Annotated in this window: 22 protein-coding genes; 7 read left to right on the plus strand and 15 right to left on the minus strand. The window is 70.0% G+C overall.

Translation table 11 applies throughout. The features are described 5' to 3' along the window. Positions 1 to 7: 7 nt before the first annotated feature. The 7 genes from ACFWCK_RS14775 to ACFWCK_RS14805 all read right to left on the minus strand — a co-directional run bounded on the left by ACFWCK_RS14775 (position 8) and on the right by ACFWCK_RS14805 (position 5,872). Positions 8 to 1,072: an RNA polymerase sigma factor gene (locus ACFWCK_RS14775; protein ID WP_378806576.1), complete on the minus strand. Its 1,065-nt coding sequence runs from the start codon at positions 1,070 to 1,072 to the stop codon at positions 8 to 10. 178 nt (positions 1,073 to 1,250) lie between these two features. Continuing rightward, complete coding sequence (locus tag ACFWCK_RS14780) at positions 1,251 to 1,637, minus strand: YciI family protein (RefSeq protein WP_233310897.1); 387 nt, start codon at positions 1,635 to 1,637, stop codon at positions 1,251 to 1,253. 177 nt (positions 1,638 to 1,814) lie between these two features. Beyond that, the gene (locus ACFWCK_RS14785; RefSeq protein WP_378806577.1) at positions 1,815 to 2,189 is read right to left on the minus strand and encodes a cupin domain-containing protein; all 375 of its coding nucleotides are present in this window, start codon (positions 2,187 to 2,189) and stop codon (positions 1,815 to 1,817) included. Next, on the minus strand, positions 2,186 to 3,355 hold the full coding sequence (locus tag ACFWCK_RS14790; protein ID WP_378806578.1) for an alpha-hydroxy acid oxidase: 1,170 nt from the start codon (positions 3,353 to 3,355) through the stop codon (positions 2,186 to 2,188). Before ACFWCK_RS14790 ends, ACFWCK_RS14785 begins: the two co-directional genes overlap by 4 nt. Before the next feature lie 38 nt (positions 3,356 to 3,393). Further along, a complete protein-coding gene (locus tag ACFWCK_RS14795; protein WP_378806580.1) occupies positions 3,394 to 4,161 on the minus strand; it encodes an amino acid ABC transporter ATP-binding protein in 768 nt (255 codons plus the stop codon). Further along, complete coding sequence (locus ACFWCK_RS14800) at positions 4,158 to 5,096, minus strand: amino acid ABC transporter permease (protein ID WP_378806581.1); 939 nt, start codon at positions 5,094 to 5,096, stop codon at positions 4,158 to 4,160. The genes ACFWCK_RS14795 and ACFWCK_RS14800 overlap by 4 nt, the downstream gene beginning before the upstream one ends. A gap of 5 nt (positions 5,097 to 5,101) precedes the next feature. Then, on the minus strand, positions 5,102 to 5,872 hold the full coding sequence (locus ACFWCK_RS14805; protein WP_378806582.1) for an ABC transporter substrate-binding protein: 771 nt from the start codon (positions 5,870 to 5,872) through the stop codon (positions 5,102 to 5,104). Between the two features lie 292 nt (positions 5,873 to 6,164). Between ACFWCK_RS14805 and ACFWCK_RS14810 the strand changes: the two genes are divergently transcribed. Then, positions 6,165 to 7,811, plus strand: coding sequence for a PucR family transcriptional regulator (locus ACFWCK_RS14810; protein WP_378806583.1), 1,647 nt, complete (start codon positions 6,165 to 6,167; stop codon positions 7,809 to 7,811). Positions 7,812 to 7,848: 37 nt separating this feature from the next. On the opposite strand, the gene ACFWCK_RS14815 is transcribed toward ACFWCK_RS14810, so the two are convergent. Continuing rightward, on the minus strand, positions 7,849 to 8,316 hold the full coding sequence (locus ACFWCK_RS14815) for a hemerythrin domain-containing protein (protein WP_378806584.1): 468 nt from the start codon (positions 8,314 to 8,316) through the stop codon (positions 7,849 to 7,851). A 349-nt stretch (positions 8,317 to 8,665) separates the two neighbouring features. Between ACFWCK_RS14815 and ACFWCK_RS14820 the strand changes: the two genes are divergently transcribed. Together ACFWCK_RS14820 and ACFWCK_RS14825 are read left to right on the plus strand one after the other, a co-directional pair. Further along, complete coding sequence (locus ACFWCK_RS14820) at positions 8,666 to 8,836, plus strand: hypothetical protein (RefSeq protein ID WP_378806585.1); 171 nt, start codon at positions 8,666 to 8,668, stop codon at positions 8,834 to 8,836. Between the two features lie 234 nt (positions 8,837 to 9,070). Continuing rightward, complete coding sequence (locus ACFWCK_RS14825) at positions 9,071 to 10,603, plus strand: DUF222 domain-containing protein (protein WP_378806586.1); 1,533 nt, start codon at positions 9,071 to 9,073, stop codon at positions 10,601 to 10,603. A gap of 36 nt (positions 10,604 to 10,639) precedes the next feature. On the opposite strand, the gene ACFWCK_RS14830 is transcribed toward ACFWCK_RS14825, so the two are convergent. From ACFWCK_RS14830 to ACFWCK_RS14840, 3 genes are read right to left on the minus strand one after another with little or no spacing between them, the layout of a single operon-like run. Beyond that, positions 10,640 to 11,020 (minus strand): DUF488 domain-containing protein, encoded by a 381-nt coding sequence (locus ACFWCK_RS14830; protein ID WP_378806588.1) that lies wholly within the window; start codon positions 11,018 to 11,020, stop codon positions 10,640 to 10,642. 10 nt (positions 11,021 to 11,030) lie between these two features. Continuing rightward, positions 11,031 to 11,831 (minus strand): family 1 encapsulin nanocompartment shell protein, encoded by an 801-nt coding sequence (locus ACFWCK_RS14835; RefSeq protein ID WP_378806589.1) that lies wholly within the window; start codon positions 11,829 to 11,831, stop codon positions 11,031 to 11,033. A gap of 26 nt (positions 11,832 to 11,857) precedes the next feature. Then, complete coding sequence (locus tag ACFWCK_RS14840; RefSeq protein WP_378806590.1) at positions 11,858 to 12,925, minus strand: Dyp-type peroxidase; 1,068 nt, start codon at positions 12,923 to 12,925, stop codon at positions 11,858 to 11,860. Positions 12,926 to 13,095: 170 nt separating this feature from the next. Here ACFWCK_RS14840 and ACFWCK_RS14845 point away from each other — a divergent pair, with 170 nt between their 5' ends. Both ACFWCK_RS14845 and ACFWCK_RS14850 read left to right on the plus strand, forming a co-directional pair. Then, positions 13,096 to 13,953: a helix-turn-helix transcriptional regulator gene (locus ACFWCK_RS14845; RefSeq protein WP_378806591.1), complete on the plus strand. Its 858-nt coding sequence runs from the start codon at positions 13,096 to 13,098 to the stop codon at positions 13,951 to 13,953. 122 nt (positions 13,954 to 14,075) lie between these two features. Beyond that, a complete protein-coding gene (locus ACFWCK_RS14850; RefSeq protein WP_378806592.1) occupies positions 14,076 to 14,897 on the plus strand; it encodes an alpha/beta fold hydrolase in 822 nt (273 codons plus the stop codon). Between the two features lie 111 nt (positions 14,898 to 15,008). Here the strand turns inward: ACFWCK_RS14850 and ACFWCK_RS14855 are convergent, their stop codons facing one another. Continuing rightward, complete coding sequence (locus ACFWCK_RS14855) at positions 15,009 to 15,164, minus strand: hypothetical protein (protein WP_378806593.1); 156 nt, start codon at positions 15,162 to 15,164, stop codon at positions 15,009 to 15,011. A gap of 134 nt (positions 15,165 to 15,298) precedes the next feature. Further along, a complete protein-coding gene (locus tag ACFWCK_RS14860; protein ID WP_378806595.1) occupies positions 15,299 to 15,865 on the minus strand; it encodes a dihydrofolate reductase family protein in 567 nt (188 codons plus the stop codon). 140 nt (positions 15,866 to 16,005) lie between these two features. On the opposite strand from ACFWCK_RS14860, the gene ACFWCK_RS14865 reads away from it, so the two are divergent. Both ACFWCK_RS14865 and ACFWCK_RS14870 read left to right on the plus strand, forming a co-directional pair. Continuing rightward, entirely contained in the window at positions 16,006 to 16,380 is a 375-nt protein-coding gene (locus tag ACFWCK_RS14865; protein ID WP_378806597.1) for a TfoX/Sxy family protein, read from the plus strand. Between the two features lies 1 nt (position 16,381). Beyond that, positions 16,382 to 17,032: a DUF2461 domain-containing protein gene (locus tag ACFWCK_RS14870; RefSeq protein ID WP_378806598.1), complete on the plus strand. Its 651-nt coding sequence runs from the start codon at positions 16,382 to 16,384 to the stop codon at positions 17,030 to 17,032. Positions 17,033 to 17,050: 18 nt separating this feature from the next. On the opposite strand, the gene ACFWCK_RS14875 is transcribed toward ACFWCK_RS14870, so the two are convergent. Further along, entirely contained in the window at positions 17,051 to 17,410 is a 360-nt protein-coding gene (locus ACFWCK_RS14875) for a DUF1801 domain-containing protein (RefSeq protein WP_378806599.1), read from the minus strand. A 9-nt stretch (positions 17,411 to 17,419) separates the two neighbouring features. Then, positions 17,420 to 18,067: a winged helix-turn-helix transcriptional regulator gene (locus ACFWCK_RS14880; protein ID WP_378806601.1), complete on the minus strand. Its 648-nt coding sequence runs from the start codon at positions 18,065 to 18,067 to the stop codon at positions 17,420 to 17,422. Between the last annotated feature and the right edge of the window lie 100 nt (positions 18,068 to 18,167).

Raw genomic sequence — 18,167 nt, forward strand, 5'->3', positions numbered from 1 at the left:
TGGCGCGTTACTCTCGTCCCTCGACCGCGGCGAGCGCCTCGACCGCCCCGCGGGTCGGGGCGATCCGCACCAGTCCGCGGTAGAGCCGCAGCAGCGCGGCCCGGTCGGTCACCCCGGTGCGGGCGCGGTCGCAGTGCACCGACTGGATCGCCGCCTCGAGCTGGAAGCGGCCGGGCTCTGCGCCGCCGGCGATGCCGCTGAGCCGCGCCGCCCGATGCAGCAGCGCCTCGCCCTCGGCGATGAGTGCGGCGTCCCAGAGCGCCGGATCCTGCTCGTCCAGCGCCGGCCACCGATCGCCGGGCGCCGTGGTGAGCCGTGCGGGCGCGCGGGACTGGGCGAGCGTGAGCAGCGCCGCCAGCCCCCACGCCTCGGCATCCGTGTCGAGCAGCGTCGCGGTGAGCACGGCGAGCCAGCGCGCCTCATCGGCGAGCGAGGTGCGCACGTCGTCGTGCCGACCGAGCCAGTCCAACGCGTAGGCGCCGTAGATCGCCTCGAGCACCGCGGTCGTGCGGGCGGGCATGTCGCCGCGCGTCGGCAGGGCGAAGCGGATCCCGGCGTCGCGGATCTTGCGCTTGGCCCGCACGAGGCGCTGCGCCATGGCCGTGGGCTCGACGTCGAACGCGCGCGCCACCTGAGCCGCGTCGAAGCCGAGCACGGTCTGCAGCATGAGCGGGGTGCGGATGCTCTGGTCGATCGCAGGATGAGCGCATGCGAACAGCAGTTCCAGGCGCCGGTCCGGGATCGACTCGCCGCGTTCCACGAGCGCCTCGACGTCGAGCCCGGCGCCCACGCCGTCCACCGACGCGTCGTCGAGCGGGGCGCTGGTGCGCCGCGCCGCGGAGCCCCACACGTCGCGGAGTCTGTTGCGGGCCACGGTGAGCAGCCATCCTTCCGGGTTGTCGGGCACTCCGGCGTCGGGCCAGGTGCGCAAGGCGCGTTCGAGGGCGTCGGCGAGGCAGTCCTCGGCGAGCGCCAGATCACCGGTCCCTCCCGCGAGGAGCGCGACGAGCCGCCCGTACGAGGCGCGGACCGCGCGCTCGGCCGCGGTCCGCGCCTCATCGGCCGTACTCATGTCGCCTCCTGGGACGGGGCGGGACTCGGACGCAGACCCGGATCCGAGTCCGCGTCCGGATCCGCGTGAGAATCGCGAGACCGAACTTCCGTCCCGAGACCGCCGATACCATCGGCGGTCTCGGGCCTCAGGTTAGGTCTCGCGGCCACACGGCGGTGCCGACCACCCGATGCGGTGATCACTGCACCGGCGAGGCGCCCTGCCATGCTCCGTCCGCGAACCGCGTCGCCACGGGGCGCACCTCGACGGCGCCCCATTCGACGGACGGCGCCTGCGCCGCCCACGCGATCGCGGCGTCGAGGTCGTCGACCTCGATCACGAAGGTGCCGCCGAGCTGCTCCTTGGTGTCGGCGAACGGCCCGTCCTGGATGACGGGCTGACCGTCGCGCACGCGCACGGTGGTGGTCGCGGCGGAAGGATGCAGCACCTCGGCGCTGCGCAGCACCCCCGCCTCATCAAGCGCCTTGGCGTAGAGGTCGAAGGCGCGCATGCCCTCGGCCAGCACCTCCGGCCCGAGATCCTCGGCACTCATCTCGGGGTACTGCAGCAGAAGCGTGTAACGCATGATCGGTCCTTTCGCGAGGTTGTCGATGTCCCGATGACCGTCGACACCATGATGACGATCGACGGATCCGCTGATCGACATCCTCCTCCCGAGAAGGCGCGCTCCGGGTGCGTGGCAGGTCCGCGCCCGCACGAGACAAGACCCGCGAGCCGTGTCCGCGAGGCGGAGGCGGGAGCGTTACCCGCGGTCGTGCACGATGATGTAGAGCTTGCGGGTCGGCTCGAGCATCTCCCAGGATCCGGTCCAGCCGGTCGGCATGACGATCGTGTCGCCGACGTTCAGCTCGACGTCCCCGCCGCCGTCGGTGTGCAGGATCGCATGGCCGGAGAGGATCTGGCAGATCTCCGTGTAGCCGTCCCGGCGCGCCGGGAATCGACCCGCGGTGCCCTCCCAGACGCCGACCTCGATCCCGTTGCGGGTGTCGACGTGATCCTCGCGCTCGGCCTCGCGGAAGGCGGCCGGCAGCGCGGTCGCCCGCTCGGTGGGGGCGCCGAGCGGCAGCACCGCGGGCTGTACGAGGTGGATCGGCAGCACGGCCTGCGCAGCGCTCATCGCACGGCCCCGACCCGCTCGCGCACGACCGAGGTGTCGAGGATCTCGGCGGACAGCTGCGCGATCTCCGCGACGCCCACGAACCCCATCGCTGTGACCAGCTCGTCGTGCAGCACCTCGAAGGCGCGGGCGACTCCGGCCTGCCCACCGGCGGAGAGGCCGAAGGCGAAAGGGCGGCCCGCGGCGACCACGTCCGCGCCGAGCGCGAGGCCCTTGGCGATGTCGGATCCGCGACGGATCCCGCCGTCCATGATCACCGCGGCCCGGCCGGCGACCTCCTCCACGATGCGCGGAAGCGTCTCGATCGTGGCCTTCTGGGAGTCGAACTGGCGTCCGCCGTGGTTGGAGACGAACACGCCGTCCACACCCACCTCGACGGCGGTGCGCGCGTCGGCCGTGGACATGATGCCCTTGACGACGATCCGGCCGTCCCACTCGCGACGCAGGCGTGCGAGGTCGTCCCAGGTAGCCGACGGGTTCTCGTTCGCCTCCATCCAGTGCTCCATCTCGCCCATCCGGATCCTGCGGCCGCCGATCGTGTAGTTGCCCCATGTCATCGAACGACCGGTGAGCCAGCGCAGCACCCAGCCGGGGTGCAGCGCCGTGTCGATGACATCGACGAGCGGCGGCTTCGGCGGCATACCGGTGCCGTGCCGGAGGTCGCGGTCGCGCTTGCTCGAAACGCCCACGTCGCCCGCGACGACGAGAGTGTCCACCCCGAGGGCGCGGGCCTGGTCGATGTGCCGGCGCGTCTCGGCCGCATCCGTCCAGAACGCGATCTGCGCCCACACGCGGCCGGGCGCGGCCGCAACGACCTCGTCGAGGGAACACCCCGACCAGGGGCTGTGCGTGAAGATGCTGCCCGCATCCGCCACGGCCTTCGCGATCGCGACATCGGCATCGGGGTGGCACACCGTGAGCAGGCCCATGGGCGAGACGATGAGCGGGAGTTCGAGCGCGGTGCCCAGGATGCTGGTCGTCGCGCTCGTCGGCGCGGCGTCGAAGAGCACGCGCTGCGCGAGCAGCTGCGCGTCGAGCTGCTCCCTGTTGCGGCGGAGGGTGAGCTCGTCGAGGGCGCCGCCCTCGAGGAAGTCGAAGACCATGCGCGGAAGGCGACGGCGGGCGCGGGACCGCAGGTCCCCGATGCTGTTCAGGTTGTTCCGCATGTGCGGCTCCTTCGGGAAGAGGTCGTGGAGAGGGTGGGTCAGTGCAGGATGCGCGACAGGAACGACCGGGTGCGTTCGTGCTGCGGCCGGGCGAGCACGTCCTCGGGGTGGCCGCTCTCGACGACCACGCCGTCGGCCATGAACACCACCTGGTCGCTCACCTCGCGTGCGAACCCGAGCTCGTGGGTGACGACGATCATCGTCATGCCGTCGGCCGCGAGGTCGCGCATGACCGCGAGCACCTCGCCGACGAGTTCCGGGTCGAGCGCCGAGGTCGGCTCGTCGAAGAGCATCAGCTTCGGCTTCATCGCGAGCGCCCGGGCGATCGCGATGCGCTGCTGCTGCCCGCCGGAGAGCTCCTGGGGATAGGCATCGGCCTTGTCGCGGAGCCCGACCTTCTCGAGCAGCACGTACGCCTCCTCGATGACGTCCTTTCGTGGACGGCCGAGCACCTGGGTGGGCCCTTCGATGACGTTCTCCAGCACGGTCCGGTGCGGGAAGAGGTTGAACCGCTGGAACACCATCCCGGTATGACGCCGACTGAAGGCGATCGCCTTCTCCCGCGCCTCGACCAGACGCCCGCGGTGCCGCGTCGTGCCCACCAGCTCGCCATCGACGAGGATGAGACCGGCGTCGACCGTCTCGAGGCGGTTGACGCATCGCAGCAACGTCGTTTTGCCGGATCCGGAAGGCCCGATCAGGCAGGTCACCGACCCCGTCGGCACCTCGAGCGAGATGTCCTTCAGGACCGTGTTGTCGCCGAAGGCCTTCTGAACGCCTCGGATCTCCACCATCGCCGCGCTCATGCGGTCACCCCCTTCGAGGTCGTCGCGCGGACCGGCCGACGCGGCGAGAACCCGCGGGCGTACCGCTTCTCCAGCCGCGTCTGCACGGCCGTCAGGATCGTGGTCATCGCCAGGTACCAGAGGCATGCCACCAGCAGCAGCGGGATGACCTGGTAGTTGAGGGCGTAGATGGTCTGCGCCGAGTAGAGCAGATCCGAGATCGCCAGCACGCTGACGAGCGAGGTGCTCTTCAGCATCGAGATGACCTCGTTGCCGGTCGGCGGGATGACCACGCGCATCGCCTGCGGCAGGATGACTCGCGTGAGCAGCTTGGAACGGGTCATGCCCAGCGCGTGGCCGGCGTCGTGCTGGCCCGCGTCGACGGACGAGATGCCGCCGCGGATGATCTCGGCCATGTATGCGCCCTCGTTGAGGGAGAGCCCGAGCAGAGCCGCGACCATCGGCGTGATCAGCACGTTCGCGGATCCGAGCACGATGCTCAGCCCACCGAAGGGCAGACCCAGCGCGATGACCGGATAGAGCGCTCCGATGTTGTACCAGAGGATGAGCTGGACCAGCATCGGGGTGCCGCGCAGCAGCCAGATGTATGCGCGGCTGACCCCGGCGAAGATCGGGTTGCGCGAGATCCGCATGATGGCGAGGAACACGCCGAGCACGATGCCCGCGGCCATCGCCACGACGGTGAGGACGACGGTCAGCACCAGGCCCTGCAGGATCTGCGGGGCGAACAGGTACTGCACCACGACCGGCCAGCCGAAGCGGGGGTTGGTGGCGACGTTGATGAGCAGCAGGAGGACGGCGAGGCAGACCAGCACTCCGGCGATCAGGACACCGTAGTGCCGCCGCTTGTGCACCTCGAGGGAGGTGAGCGTGTTCTGGATCCCCGTCAGCGTCTCGTCGCCGGGACGGGCGACATCCTTGGTCGTGTCGAACATGGTCGTCATCCCTGGGCTGCGTTCACGCGGGCGTCGGTGATCGCCATGGTCTTCAGGCCGTAGGAGTCGAGCACCTTCTTGTACTCCGGTGACGCGACGATCGCGGTGAGCGCCGCCGAGACGGCCTTGAGCGTTCCGGTGTCGTGCGGGACGCCGACCGCGACGGGGGCGATGTCGCTCACGCCCGCGAGTGCGATGCGGGGTTCCTGCTTGGCGGCGTACCCGAGGATCGGCTGATCGGCGTAGACCACGTCGGTGCGTCCGCTCAGCACGGATGAGATTGCCTGGTGCGTATCGTTGAACTGGAACAACTGCGGTGCGGGCTTGCCCGCGGTCTTGCATGCATCGTCGATCGGTGGGATGTTGACGGTCACCTGGTAGGAGCCCTCGAGAACGGCGACCTTCGCGCCACACAGGGTCTCGAGCGAGATCTTCTTGGGGTTGCCCGTCGGCACGGCGAGGGCGCTGCCCATCTGCACATAGTCGACGAAGTCGAGCTGCTTCATGCGCGCCTCGGTGGGCGTCATCGATGACACGGTGAGGTCGTAGCGTCCCGCCGCCATTCCGGGGATGATCGCGTCGAACGCCGTGACCTCGATCTGCACCTTGAGGCCGAGGGCGCCGCCGATCAGCCGGGCGATGTCGGGGTTGACACCGGTCATCTCCTGCGTGCCCTCCCGGTAGAACTGGGTGGGCGGCTCGTTGGTCGGGATGGCGACCTTGAGGACGCCCGCGCTCTTCACCGCGTCAGGGAGCAGCGCGGCAGCACTGTCCACCTTCGCGATCGTGGGGCCGGACGGCGTTGTTGACGGAGTCGCTCCTGTTGCGCTGCATCCGGCGAGAAGACTTGCGGTTACGAGCGCGACGACACCGAGAACGGTCGTGCGCGTAGTGCGGGTGATACGGATCATTGGGATGTCCCCTCGGGGCTGCGTTGCCTGGAGACCGGCACGGGCGGACCGCGCGGACTGGTCTGGGATGGTGGTGACGGCGTCGGATCGCCGTCGATCAGTCCATGTTCAGGGGTTCCCGGCCCTCGATCCATGGAGGATTCTCTAGACTTGGGCTATGTCTGATGGAGCTCTCTCCAGGCTGCGCGAGTCCGGACCGACGGGGCCCACGCTCGGTCTCGCGATCGACACTCTCGGCGAGCGATTCACGGTCGTCGGGGAGATGGCCGCGCACCGGGCACGCACGTACTCCGGCGTGAGGTTCCATGACGAAGCCGAGGATCCGGACAGGTACCGCGGTTGCGTGGTGCTGTGCCCGGGAATCGGCGACGGGGCCGTTGCCGACGTGCAGGGTCGGCTTCTCGACGCCGGCGCCGTCGCCGTGTTCGTGCCCGGATCCGCCGCCCTCGGCACCGATCTGCCGCCCATGACCTTCGCGCTGAGAGCCGGCGACTGGGCCGAACTCGCGAACCTCCTCCGATCCCTCCTCGCTCTCGCACCGGAGGGGCAGACCAGCGAAGTGCGGCTCGGTGACCTGTTCGGTCTCGCGAATGCGCTGGCTTCGCTCGCCTCGGCCGCGGTGAGCCTGGTCGACGCGACGGGTCAGGTCGTCGGATACTCGACGCACGCCGGGCAGCCGATCGATGAGATGCGACGACGCAGCACCCTGCTGCTGCGGGAAGAGATCGCGCTCTCGCTGGACCCGGACTACCGTGCCGTGCTGGCGGCACGGAGACCGTTGCACTTCCCGCCCGCGAATGACGGTTCGCCCGATGCCATCGGCGACTTCGGACGCGTCGCGATCGCGGTGCGCGCGTCAGGAGAGTTCCTCGGGAGCGTGTGGGTCGTGCAGGTCGATGCGGAGTCCGCCTCGCGCACCGAGCGCCTGCTCGGCGACATCGAGCCGCTCGTCGCCGAGCACATGCTGCGCGCAAGGGAACGCGCCGACGATGACGATCGCCGCGATTCCGCCCTGCTGCGCACAATCGTCGAGAACGAGGCGCAAGCGCGGACCGCTGCCTCGCAACTCATGATCCGACCTGATGACGGCTGTCATGTCGTGTGCTTCCGCGTGCACGCAGCGGACGACGTCACAGTCGCGCGCGGACTGCATCGGCTTCTCGCGCTCGTGCGGAGCTTCGCATCGACATCGGCGCTCCGCGTGCACGCCACCATCATCGGGCCGCAGGTGGTCACCCTCATCACCGGATCGGCGCAGGATCGCATCCGTGCGTTCGCCGGCGCGGTGACACGCATCGACGCGGCCCTCGTGGCCGGGATCGGCACGGAGGCTCGGACTGCCGCAGGTATCGGCCGCTCGTACCGCGAGGCGCTCTCCTGCGCGACGCTGCTCGCCGGCTCGGCGACCGGCACGGACGCGGATCCGCGCCGGTCGCAACCGACGCTCGACCCGGAATCATCATCCGCCGCGCGGGTCGCGAGCTTCGACGAGGTGCGCGACCGACTCGCGATCCAGCACATCGGCGATCTGATCCGCGGGTCAGAGGTGGTGGGCGGCGATGCGGCAGAACGTCTGCTCGCGCACGATCGCGCAAGCGGCGGTGATCTCGCCCGCACGATCCTGGTGTATCTCGACCTGCAGAGCAGTGTCCGCGCGACCGCGGAATCGATGCACATCCACCAGAACACGGTGCGCTATCGGCTCGAATTACTGCGCCGCGAGCTCGGCATCGACCTCGCCCTGCCCGCCACCCGACTGTGGCTCTGGCTGCGACTGTCGACCGCTCTGCGCGATATCGCGTGACGAGCGCGAGGGCATGCCTGCTCTCGCGCTCGTCGGCTCAGAGCCGGCCGAGCACCTCGCGCGGATCCGCGTCGAGCGCGAGCGTCTCCAGCACGCGCAGCAGCTGCCGTTCCTCGAAGGCGAAGTGGCTCTCCATGATCGCGCCGATGCCGTCGAGGTGCCGGTCGATGTCGTCCGGCGGCACCTCGCCGTCGACGGCGGCGGCCAGCGACGTGAGCAGCACGTCGATCATGGCGTGATCCTCCGAGAGCGTGCGCAGCACCGGGGCGAGCTCGGGGTGCGCGGCCTCGATCGCCGGGAACAACGCCCGGTCCTCGCCGCGATGGTGCTGATCGAGGGCCGTGCAGAATCCGCGGCAGTGCAGCAGGAGATCCCGCGTGGGCTGCTGCGGATCCGTTCCGCGCACTCCGGCGCGCACGAGGGCGAGGGCCTCTCGCAGCCGGGCATGCGCCCGACGGAGTTCATTGCTCCAGGCGACGAGCCTGGTCGTCTCGCGCTCAGTCACGCGAGAACGAAGGGTGCGACGAGAGCATCGTCACGCTCCTTCCATCCGGCGCCTCCATGCCTGACACGGTCTGCCACCGGCACGCGACGCTCGGGCCAGCGTACCCGACGCGCTCGGCCTCGGCACCGGTCGGCGCGGCCCGGGTCCGGCCGGGACGACGGCCCACATGGCCCCATTGTCACGCTTTGTCTTGTCACGCCCCGTCGAGCACGGGCCGGCACCGGCACGGCGTCGTCGCGCCTGCCCTGTGCCCCGCGACGACGGCTGCTGTGCCGCAGCACGCCGATCGCAGACCGCGGGGGTCCGTCGGGCGTAGGGTGGCCGCGACGGCCCGACCTGAGGAGACGCGATGTTCGGAGAGAAGCGACGCGAGGAGAAGCGCGAGGAAGCGGCGCTCGAGGAGGCGAAGGAGCAGGCCGCGGCCGCAGTCGAGGACAGCGAGACGGACGACGCCTCGTTCGAACCCGACGAGCGGCTGGAGGAGCGGTTCGAGCCGGACAGCGGCGACGTCCGCGAATAGCGACGCACGGCCTGGAGCGCATCCCCCGGAGGGCGCGCACAGGCGATTTCACACGCCCCGCGTGTCCCTGAGCGGGTCGAACACGGGACGAACGCCCGCGGGTCGGTCGTTTCGGCGCCCCCCGAAACGGCCGTCACCAACGGCTCGATCTCGTGATCGTTTCGTGATATTTTCCTTACCTGATCTGGTCCTTATTGCCCGTGGAATGTCGGTGGCCCCGGGTTGAATGGGGGTATGACGAGCTCGACCGGCACAGCGATCGATCCCGGGGTGGACCCAGTGGATCCGGTCGTCGTGCTCGCCGCGCTGGTGGACGGGTTGGAGTCGACAGAAGCCACGATCATCCGGTTGCAGGCGCTGAAGGAAGCGCACCTCGCGGTCGCGCAGCGCCTCGTCGAGCACCTCGCGTCAGAGTCAGGGTCGGGTGTACGGGGCGAGTCGGTGGAGCTTGCATCACGGTCCGTCGCCGCGGAGTTGGCGGGGGTGCTGCACATGTCCGATCGGGTCGTGCAGGCCCGGATGGCCCGCGCCGCAGAACTCGTCAACCGGTACCCGGTGACGATGCAGGCGTTCACGGACGCGCGGATCGGCCCGGCGCATGTGCGGCAGATCCAAGACGCCGGAGCACGCCTGGACGATGAGGCCAGGGTGGAGTTCGAGCAGGTCGCGGTCGCCGCCTCTGTCGGGGAGACTGCGCACCGGGCGAAGCGGATCGTGGAACGCATCGCCGAGCGGCTGGCGCCGCGCAGCCTGACCGAACGGCACCGGGAAGCGCAAGAACAGCGTCGGGTGTGGCGGGAGGAGCTCCCGGACGGGCAGAAGATGCTCGGGCTCATCCACGCGACCGCGGTGATCGACGGGATCTTCGACCGGCTCACCCAACAGGCCCGGACCGTGCAGGTCGCCAACACCCAGGCGGGGAAAGACGACGCGGGACGCGACATCGACGCGGACGCGCTCGGCGATCCGGCCGACGACCGCCTGATCGATCAGCTGCGTGCGGACCTGTGCGCAGACACCCTGCTCACCGGAACCCCGACCGGCCACGACACGGTGGACGGGCTGCTGGGTGCGATCCAGGCTCGGGTCGAGATCACCGTGCCCATACTCACGCTCATGAAGATCGACACGGGCGCGACCGGATCAACGGCGAGCGCGAGCGGAGCGGCGGACGGCACGAGCCCCGCGCTCGGCGTCCGCACCGAGCAGCCTATCGGGCCCGTTGGCACGACCGACGGCGTAAGCGGCTCGAGCACGAGCACCAGCACCGGCACCGGCGTCCCTTTCGGCATCCGCACCGAGCAGCCCGGGGAACTCGCCGGCGGGCAGCCCATCGACACCCACACCGCCCGCATCCTCGCCGGCGGAACCACCGCCTGGGAACGGGTACTCACCCACCCCATCACCGGGGCGATCCTCGCCGTCGACCACTACCGGCCCAACACCGACCTCCGCCGACTCCTGCACGCCCGCGACTCCCGATGCCGGTTCCCCACCTGCGGACTCCCACCCGCCGCCCAAGACCTCGACCACACGATTGATGCCGCCCACGGCGGACCCACCGAGGAAGGCAATCTCGGCGGGCTCTGCCGCCGCCACCATGTGTTGAAGCACCAGACCGCGTGGACAGTGAAGCAACTCGGCGCCGGGATCCTGGAATGGACCAGCCCGGCCGGATCCACCTACATCGACAAGCCGCCCGCGCCGGTGACCTTCACCATCGAAGACCCGTATCCGCCGCCACCCGACGCGAACGCACCGTTCTGAACCGCAACCCCGACCAGATCGGCCGGACGCCCGAAATCAGACAGACTCGCTCAGCACTTCCTGCAGCACCGTGGCCTCGCTGATGTCGGCACGCTTGGCTGCGGTCAGCAACGTCACGGGCCCCTCGCGCACGAGCGCGCGCAGGCCTGCCAGCGCTGCAGCCGGCCCCGGTGCCCCCAGCTCCGCACGATAGCGGCGCGCAAACTCGGCGAACTTCTCCGGATCGTGCCCGTACCACTGCCGCAGCGCAGTGGACGGAGACACGTCCTTGCACCACTCCCGCAGGTCGGCGCGCTCCTTGCTGACCCCGCGCGGCCACAGCCGGTCCACGAGCACCCGAGCGCCGTCGTCCGGCCCCGGCGGGTCGTAGATGCGGCGCACCCGGACCTCTGCTCCCGCTCCGCCCGTCGTGGTCAACGCCGCGCCCTCACTGCAGGATGACGCTGGCCTCGGACGTGTACGCCGAGAACGTCACCGACTCCTGCGCGTACAGCCGGATCCCGTCCGCGTCGTGCGAGAGGTAGCCGATCGCGACGTCCTGGCCGAGAGTGAGCGCGAAGTCGCCGCCGCGCATCGTGAGCACGATCGCCCCCTCCAGCGCGGGTGCGAACACGATGGTGCCGTCATCGCCGAGCAGCCGGCGCAGGTGCTCGTGCACGGGGTAGCCGTGGTCGACGGTCTCGGAGGCCGCCGTGTACAGCTGGGCCGAGAGCAGCAGCGCGTACGGGCCCTGCACCCCGACGGCGCGCAGCACCGTGAGCGCCTGCGCGACCGCCGCCGGCAGCTCGCGCGCATCCGCGGGCACCGAGATCGTCGCGTTCGAGCTGTTCGCCACGATGCCCTGCACGCCGGCAGCGTCGGAGCCGGCGAAGACCAGCGTGTCCTCCGCCGTGGCCAGCGCCTCCACGGCGTCCTTCACGGGCTGCCAGTCGGAGTCCTGCGCGCCGCGGTCGACGTCGTCGACGGCGTCGCGGGTGACGGTGAACTCGGCGCGCAGCTCGATCAGCGGCTGTACCCGCCGGCGGCGCGCATGCACGGCTGGCGAGGGAGCGTCGATGGTCTCGACGTGCCCCGTGCCGACCGCCGACAGCGCTGTCCCGCCCGGTTCCGGCACGTCCACGACGCGACGCCCGGCGATCCGGGTGATGAAGGTGCGCCGCGCCTCGTCGTCGATCTGGTCCCACGCGGCCGAGGAGATCGGCGCGAGCCTGCGGTGGAGGTTGTCCATGTCTGCGACCTTTCGCTGAGTGGGTGTCAGTGCGCGGCGGGGCTTCGGAGCCCGCCGATCCCCAGGTCCGCCTTCACGTCGGCGGCGGAGTCGGCATCGGCGTCAGCGGGGTCGGCGGTGGCGGACGGAGCGTCGACCGGGACGACCTCCGCGGTCGCCGATGCCGAACCGGGCCCCGGCGGCACATCGTCGAGGAAGTCGAGCGTGGGTGTGAAGAACAGCGTGCCCGTGCGGGCGGTGGAGAAGTCCAGGATCCGATCGGTGTTGCCGGGCGGGCTGCCCAGGAACATGTTGCGCAGCATCTGCTCGATGACGCCCGGATCCGCCGCGTAGCCGATGAAGTATGTGCCGAACTCGTCGGTGCCGAGCTCGCCGAACGGCATGTTGTCGCGCAGGATCTGGCGCTGCACACCGTCGGCGTCGATGACCGTGTTGAGGTGCACGTGAGAGTTGACCGGTTTGACCGCATCGGGCATCTCGACGTCTTCGAGCTTGCTGCGCCCGATCACGCGCTCCTGCTCCTCGATGGGCAGCGCGCCCCAGGTCTCCAGGTCGTGCGTGTACTTCTGCACGATCACGTAGCTGCCGCCCGCGTAGTCCGGATCCTCATCCGCCACGAGCACGGCGGCCGGCGCGGCGGCGCCCTCGGGGTTCTCCGTGCCGTCCACGAAGCCGAGCAGATCCCGCTCATCGAAGTACTTGAAGCCATGGGTCTCGTCGACGACCAGGGCATGGTCGCGCAGCCTGTTCATGACCTGACGGGACAGCTCGAAGCACACGTCCATGTGGTGGGCGCGCACATGCAGCAGCAGATCACCCGGGGTTGCAGGGGCGCTGTGCCGCGGACCGTCCAACGGCACGAACGGATGCAGGCCCTTCGGACGGGGCAGCGCGAACATCCGATCCCAGAACTCGGCGCCGATGCCGAGCACGCAGTTCAGTTGGTCGTCCGGGATCCGGAACGACACCGAGCGCGTGATGCTGGAGAGATCGGCCAGGACGTCGCGGACGACCTCCTCGCTGCCCTCGTTCACCGTGAGGACGAGGAACAGTGCGGCCCGCGCGGGCGGTGCGACGAACTGCTGAGTGACCACCGGATCCGTCCCCTCCGCGCGCGTTCGCGACGCACGGTCAGCCTGTCACGGGCACGCATCCGCTTCAAGCCGGTTGTCGCCGCCCTCTCGGAACATGGCTCGACACGCCAGGGGTACGCGGGACGTGACGGACAATTGTCGTATCCCCCTTTCTCCGACCGAGGATCTGCGTGAGCGACTCTCTGAACGCCTTGGGCCGCTATGTCCGCGCACGACGCGGGGTGGTGCTGCCCGAGGAGGTCGGGCTCGTCCGGCAGCCGGGGCGGCGAGTCACCGGGCTCCGCCGGCAGGAGGTCGCCGAGCTCGCCGGGATCAGCGCCGAGTACTACCTGCGCATCGAGCAGGGGCGCATCGGGCGCCCCTCGGAGCAGGTGCTCTCGGCCCTCGCCCGCGCGCTGCGACTCGATGACGAGTCGATCGCCCACATGCACCGCCTGGTCGCCGGGCGGCCGCCTCAACAGGTCGCCCCCGATCCCGCCGTCGCGGAGCGCATCGCGCGCACGCTGTCCCGCTGGTACCGCACCCCCGCGTACATCTCGGATCCGCAGCGCGACATCGTCGCCTCCAACGCCCTCGCCGCCGCGCTCGGACACGGCGGGCTCGCCGTGGGCGTGAACCAGGTCGCCGCCCTCTTCAACCCCCGCATGAAGAGCACCCTCGTCGAGTGGGAGGCGATGACGCGCTCGGCCGTCGCCACGCTCCGCCGCGACGCCCACCCTGACGCGCCGCGCCTGGCCGAACTGGTGCGCGAGTTGTCCGCGGATCCGGACTTCGTCCGCATTTGGGCGCGACATGACGTGTCCGGCCCTGAGGACACGACGTTCCACATCGCCATCGAGGGGTTCGGCGAGGTCGCGATCGACGCGCACAACTTCGCCGTGCGCAGCCTCCCCGGCTACCAGCTCACCGTGCTCTCGGCCGCGCCCGGCGGGATGGCCGAGACGCTCTTCACCGGCCTCGCCGCATCCGGACCGCTCACGGCGGGGCCGACACCCGGAGTCTCCGCGTCGGGTGCGGCCCCGGCCTGAGGGTAGTACTACGCGGGCCTCCCTCCCGGGTCAAGACCCCGCATAGCGTGTGTTCCGCGGCCCGCGCGGCGCCTTCGTCGCCGTCTCGTGCCGCGAACCCCTCCCCCAGGAAAGGACACACGATGCCCTACATCACCACGCCCGACGGCACCGAGATCTACTACACCGAACTCGGCGAGGGCCGCCCCGTCATCTTCAGCCACGGCTGGCCGCTGAACTCGGATGCCTGGCAGAAGGAGTTGAAGATCTTCGCCGACGCCGGATACCGCGCCATCGCCCACGACCGTCGCGGTCACGGCCGCTCGTCTCGCACCTACCGCGGCAACGACATGGACACCTACGTGGCAGACCTCGCCTCGCTCGCCGAGCAGCTGGATCTGCAGGACATCCTGCTCGTGGGCCACTCCACCGGCGGCGGCGAGGTCGTCCGCTACGCCGCCACCCGCGGCGCGGGCCGCGTGTCCAAGGTCGCGACGGCCGGAGCGGTTCCCCCGGTCATGCTCCAGTCCGCGACCAACCCCGAGGGCACCCCGCTCGAGGTGTTCGACGGCATCCGCGCCGGCGTGCTCAACGACCGGTCGCAGTTCTACAAGGAGCTCGCCGAGTCGTTCTTCGGCTTCAACCACCAGCCGGAGAAGCGCTCGCAGGGCCTCGTCGACGACTTCCAGCGGCAGGGCATGATGGCCGGCCTGAACGCCGCGTACGACTGCGTGAAGGTGTTCTCCGAGACCGACTTCACCGCCGACCTCAAGGCCCTCGACGTGCCGATCCTCCTCGCGCACGGCGACGACGACCAGATCGTGCCGATCGCCGCCGCGGCGGAGAAAGCGGCCACGCTCGTCTCGCAGGGCACGCTCAAGGTCTACCCCGGCGCCTCGCACGGCATCTGGGGCGACTACCAGGTGGCCCTGGACGACGACATCCTCGCGTTCTTCGCCGAGTGACGTCGAAGCGGCGGGGGTCCCAGGGCCCCCACCGCGCTCGAGAAGGAAGCCGCCGCCCCGGGGCTGACCACCACCGGGGCGGCGGCCCCTTCACGCTTCGCTTCGGGTCGGTCAGAGCCGGTCGAGGCCCTCCTTGCGGCGCTCGTCCTGCGAGCCCTCGTCATCGACGCCGCCGGTCTCGTCGAAGGCCTCGTCGCGATGGTGCTGCCGACGCTCCTCCTGGCCCTCTCGCTCGTCGCGCAGTTCGTCGTTCTTGTCGTGGCCCATCGGATCCCTCGCTCGTCATCGTGCGCGGCGCCGGTTCGCGCCTTGCGCGCCTGTGGCCAGCATGCTCCTCCCGCCGGCGGAACGCACGGGTTCTGTGCGTGGCGACAAACAGGACGGATGCGATGCGGGACCGTTCAGCGCCCGGGCGGCCCCTCGAGAACCGTCGGGACGTATTCGAGCAGTTGCAGCCGGCCGTCGAACGTGCGCGACTCGACGAGGTCGAGACGCACGTCCGGGTAACCGTCGAAGATCCGGTCCCGACCCGTCGCCCCGGTGATCACCGGGAACAGCACCACACGATAGCGATCGACCAGGCCGGCGTTCAGCAGCGACCGGCACAGCGCCAGGCTTCCCAGCGTGCGCAGCGGGTGATCGGACTCCTCCTTGAGGCGTCGCACGAACTCGACGGCGTCATCGCGGACGAGGATCGAGTTCGCCCAGGTCAGCGGCTCGTCGAGCGTCGACGAGAACACGTACTTGGTGATCCCGTCGAGCACGTCGATGCCCTCCTCGCCGGCGGCGGCGAACGCCGACATCAGCCGATACGTCGTCGCGCCCATGAGGATCGGATAGTCCTTGTCCGGCGCGGTGCCGAGCCAATCGAAGTACTCGGGACCGCCCATCCCCCACAGCCCGGGCCAGCCCTCGGCGGCACCGTAGCCGTCCAGGGAGCAGATGAAGTCGATCGTCAGGTTCTGCATGTCTTCTCCTCCGGTTCCGCCGCGGCGCCGAGGATCTCCGGTGCGTGCGGAGGCTTCGCGCTGGAGTCTAGGCCGGGGCCGGTGCCTGCGGAAGGCATCGGCGGGTTACGCTCTCCGGCCGGACGTGAGATAACAGAGCCATGCAGATCCCGCGACCGTCCGAGGACTCCAAGGACTTCTTCCGCAGCATCATCCCTGCGGCCCCCGGCGTCGAGGTCAAGCCGATGTTCGGCAACCTGGGCGCCTTCGTGAATGGCAACATGTTCGCCGGGCTCTTCGGCGACGATCTCGGGGTGCGACTCATCGACGATGCATCCCTCAACGCCCTGCGATCCGTCCCCGGCACGGGCCCGTTCGGCCCGGCGGAGAGGCCGATGGGCGGCTACCTCGCCCTGCCCGCCGATTGGCGGGACGAGCCGGAGCGTGCCGCGGAATGGGTGTCCGCCGCTCTCGAGCAGGTCGGAGCGCTGCCGCCCAAGAAGCCCAAGGCGCGTGCGCCGCGAAAGAAGGCCTGACATGAGCGCGACGTTCCCAGGGTGGTCGGAGCGCGCGAGTGCGTTCTACATCGGCCTCGAAGCCGACAACAGCAAGGACTACTGGACCCGCAACCGCGCGGTCTACGACGCCGAGGTGCTCGCGCCGATGCAGGCCCTGCTCGACGACCTGTCCGCCGAGTTCGGCGAGGGGCGGATCTTCCGCCCGAACCGTGACATCCGCTTCAGCGCCGACAAGTCGCCCTACAAGACCTCCATCGCCGCGACGCTCGGCCAGGGCTACGTCGAGTTCTCGGCGCGGGGCATCGGCACGGGCGCCGGCTGCCACATGCTGGCATCTGACCAGCTCACGCGCCTGCGCGCCGCCGTCGCCGACGATGCGACGGGATCCCGCCTCGAGGCTGTCATCGACGACCTCGTGGCATCCGGCATCGACGTCACCTCCCACGATCGCCTCGCCACGGCGCCCCGCGGCTACGCGAAGGATCACCCGCGCATCGAGCTGCTGCGCAACAAGGACCTCGTCGCCCGATCGCACTGGGGCCCTGAGACGCCGTGGCTGCACTCCCCCGAGGCCGCCGAGCACGTGGAGGAGGTGCTCCGCGCCGCCCGCCCGCTCGTGCAATGGCTCGACGAGAACGTCGGCGCGAGCACGATGGAAGGACGTCGCTGAGGCGCGACCCGCAGACGCTCAGCGACGGTCGTCGATCCACGCCCGGATGATCGCCGTCAGCGCGTCGCGCTTCGCCTCGAGATCCGCTGCGTCCGCGAAGCGGGCGACGCGAGAGACCGCACCGTCTCCTTCGAGCAGGCCCCCGGGATCCGCGATCGTCGCCCCCTGGTGGAACATCAGCGTCGCGGTCTTCTTCGACTTCGGGAAGAACGAGGCGATGTTGCCGCGATAGATGAACGTCGGCGCCTGCCACTTGATCGCCTCGGTCACGACGGAATCCACTCCCAGAACGATCTCGCGCACCTGTGCGACGAGCTCGCGCTGCGGGTTGTCATATGCGGCGAGCCAGGCGTCGACCTCGGGATTCCGGTTGCTCACGGCATCACCCTACGCATGCGCGGCCGCTAGCGCGGCCGGTGCGCTCAGAAGCGCGAGGATCCGGTCGTGCGCCGCCGGATCGGCGACGATCCGCAGCTGCTCCGCCCCATCCTCCCCGCCCATCACCGTGCCGAGGAAGGCCGCGATCGATCCGGTGACCATGCCATCCGCGGGCGCATCCGGGAACCCGGACGCCGCGCGGTACCGGCCCTCCTCGAACACGACGTGGAAGCGCTCGTCGTCGATCGAGAACGCGTAGGTCTCCCGGACTCCGGCCGCTTCCGCCGCCGATGGGAGGAGCGCGGTGAGCCCCAACGTGATGATCTCCGCGCGCGACGTCTCGCCCTCTTCTCGCTGCAGAAGAAGCGGGAAGCCCCAGCGGACGATGTCGAACAGGATCGGCCGCAGTCCCTCCCCCCAGGGCGTCAGTGCGTACCCCTCGGTGCGGCCGAGGCGCTCGATGACGCCCGCGTCGCACAGCGTGGTGAGCCGTTCGGAGAGTCGGTTGGTGCCCATCGAGGGGAGCCGTTCGCGGAAGTCCGAGAAGCGCTTGGGTCCGAGCAGGAGCTCACGGACGATCAGCACGGTCCATCGCTCCCCGAGCAGATCCGACGTCCGCGCGATCGGGCACAGCTCGCGGTAGCTCCGAGACGTCACTTCTCAGCCCCTTCGTAGAAACTATATGAATCGTATAGTTCTAATGCTAGCGGCCGATGAAGGCGCGCGGCCCATCCGTCGGCGCGGAGCTCCGTGCCGC

Source organism: Microbacterium sp. NPDC060117 (assembly GCF_042729315.1).
Taxonomy (GTDB): Bacteria; Actinomycetota; Actinomycetes; order Actinomycetales; family Microbacteriaceae; genus Microbacterium.

What these genes read in the sequence shown, in the direction of transcription:
- ACFWCK_RS14835 (WP_378806589.1), bottom strand. Translation starts at nt 11,831, where the DNA reads ATGGACAACCTCCACCGCAGGCTCGCGCCGATCTCCTCGGCCGCGTGG.
- ACFWCK_RS14810 (WP_378806583.1), top strand. Translation starts at nt 6,165, where the DNA reads ATGTCTGATGGAGCTCTCTCCAGGCTGCGCGAGTCCGGACCGACGGGG.
- ACFWCK_RS14795 (WP_378806580.1), bottom strand. Translation starts at nt 4,161, where the DNA reads ATGAGCGCGGCGATGGTGGAGATCCGAGGCGTTCAGAAGGCCTTCGGC.
- ACFWCK_RS14790 (WP_378806578.1), bottom strand. Translation starts at nt 3,355, where the DNA reads ATGCGGAACAACCTGAACAGCATCGGGGACCTGCGGTCCCGCGCCCGC.
- ACFWCK_RS14800 (WP_378806581.1), bottom strand. Translation starts at nt 5,096, where the DNA reads ATGTTCGACACGACCAAGGATGTCGCCCGTCCCGGCGACGAGACGCTG.
- ACFWCK_RS14870 (WP_378806598.1), top strand. Translation starts at nt 16,382, where the DNA reads ATGAGCGCGACGTTCCCAGGGTGGTCGGAGCGCGCGAGTGCGTTCTAC.
- ACFWCK_RS14865 (WP_378806597.1), top strand. Translation starts at nt 16,006, where the DNA reads ATGCAGATCCCGCGACCGTCCGAGGACTCCAAGGACTTCTTCCGCAGC.
- ACFWCK_RS14780 (WP_233310897.1), bottom strand. Translation starts at nt 1,637, where the DNA reads ATGCGTTACACGCTTCTGCTGCAGTACCCCGAGATGAGTGCCGAGGAT.
- ACFWCK_RS14785 (WP_378806577.1), bottom strand. Translation starts at nt 2,189, where the DNA reads ATGAGCGCTGCGCAGGCCGTGCTGCCGATCCACCTCGTACAGCCCGCG.
- ACFWCK_RS14820 (WP_378806585.1), top strand. Translation starts at nt 8,666, where the DNA reads ATGTTCGGAGAGAAGCGACGCGAGGAGAAGCGCGAGGAAGCGGCGCTC.
- ACFWCK_RS14775 (WP_378806576.1), bottom strand. Translation starts at nt 1,072, where the DNA reads ATGAGTACGGCCGATGAGGCGCGGACCGCGGCCGAGCGCGCGGTCCGC.
- ACFWCK_RS14860 (WP_378806595.1), bottom strand. Translation starts at nt 15,865, where the DNA reads ATGCAGAACCTGACGATCGACTTCATCTGCTCCCTGGACGGCTACGGT.
- ACFWCK_RS14855 (WP_378806593.1), bottom strand. Translation starts at nt 15,164, where the DNA reads ATGGGCCACGACAAGAACGACGAACTGCGCGACGAGCGAGAGGGCCAG.
- ACFWCK_RS14825 (WP_378806586.1), top strand. Translation starts at nt 9,071, where the DNA reads ATGACGAGCTCGACCGGCACAGCGATCGATCCCGGGGTGGACCCAGTG.
- ACFWCK_RS14850 (WP_378806592.1), top strand. Translation starts at nt 14,076, where the DNA reads ATGCCCTACATCACCACGCCCGACGGCACCGAGATCTACTACACCGAA.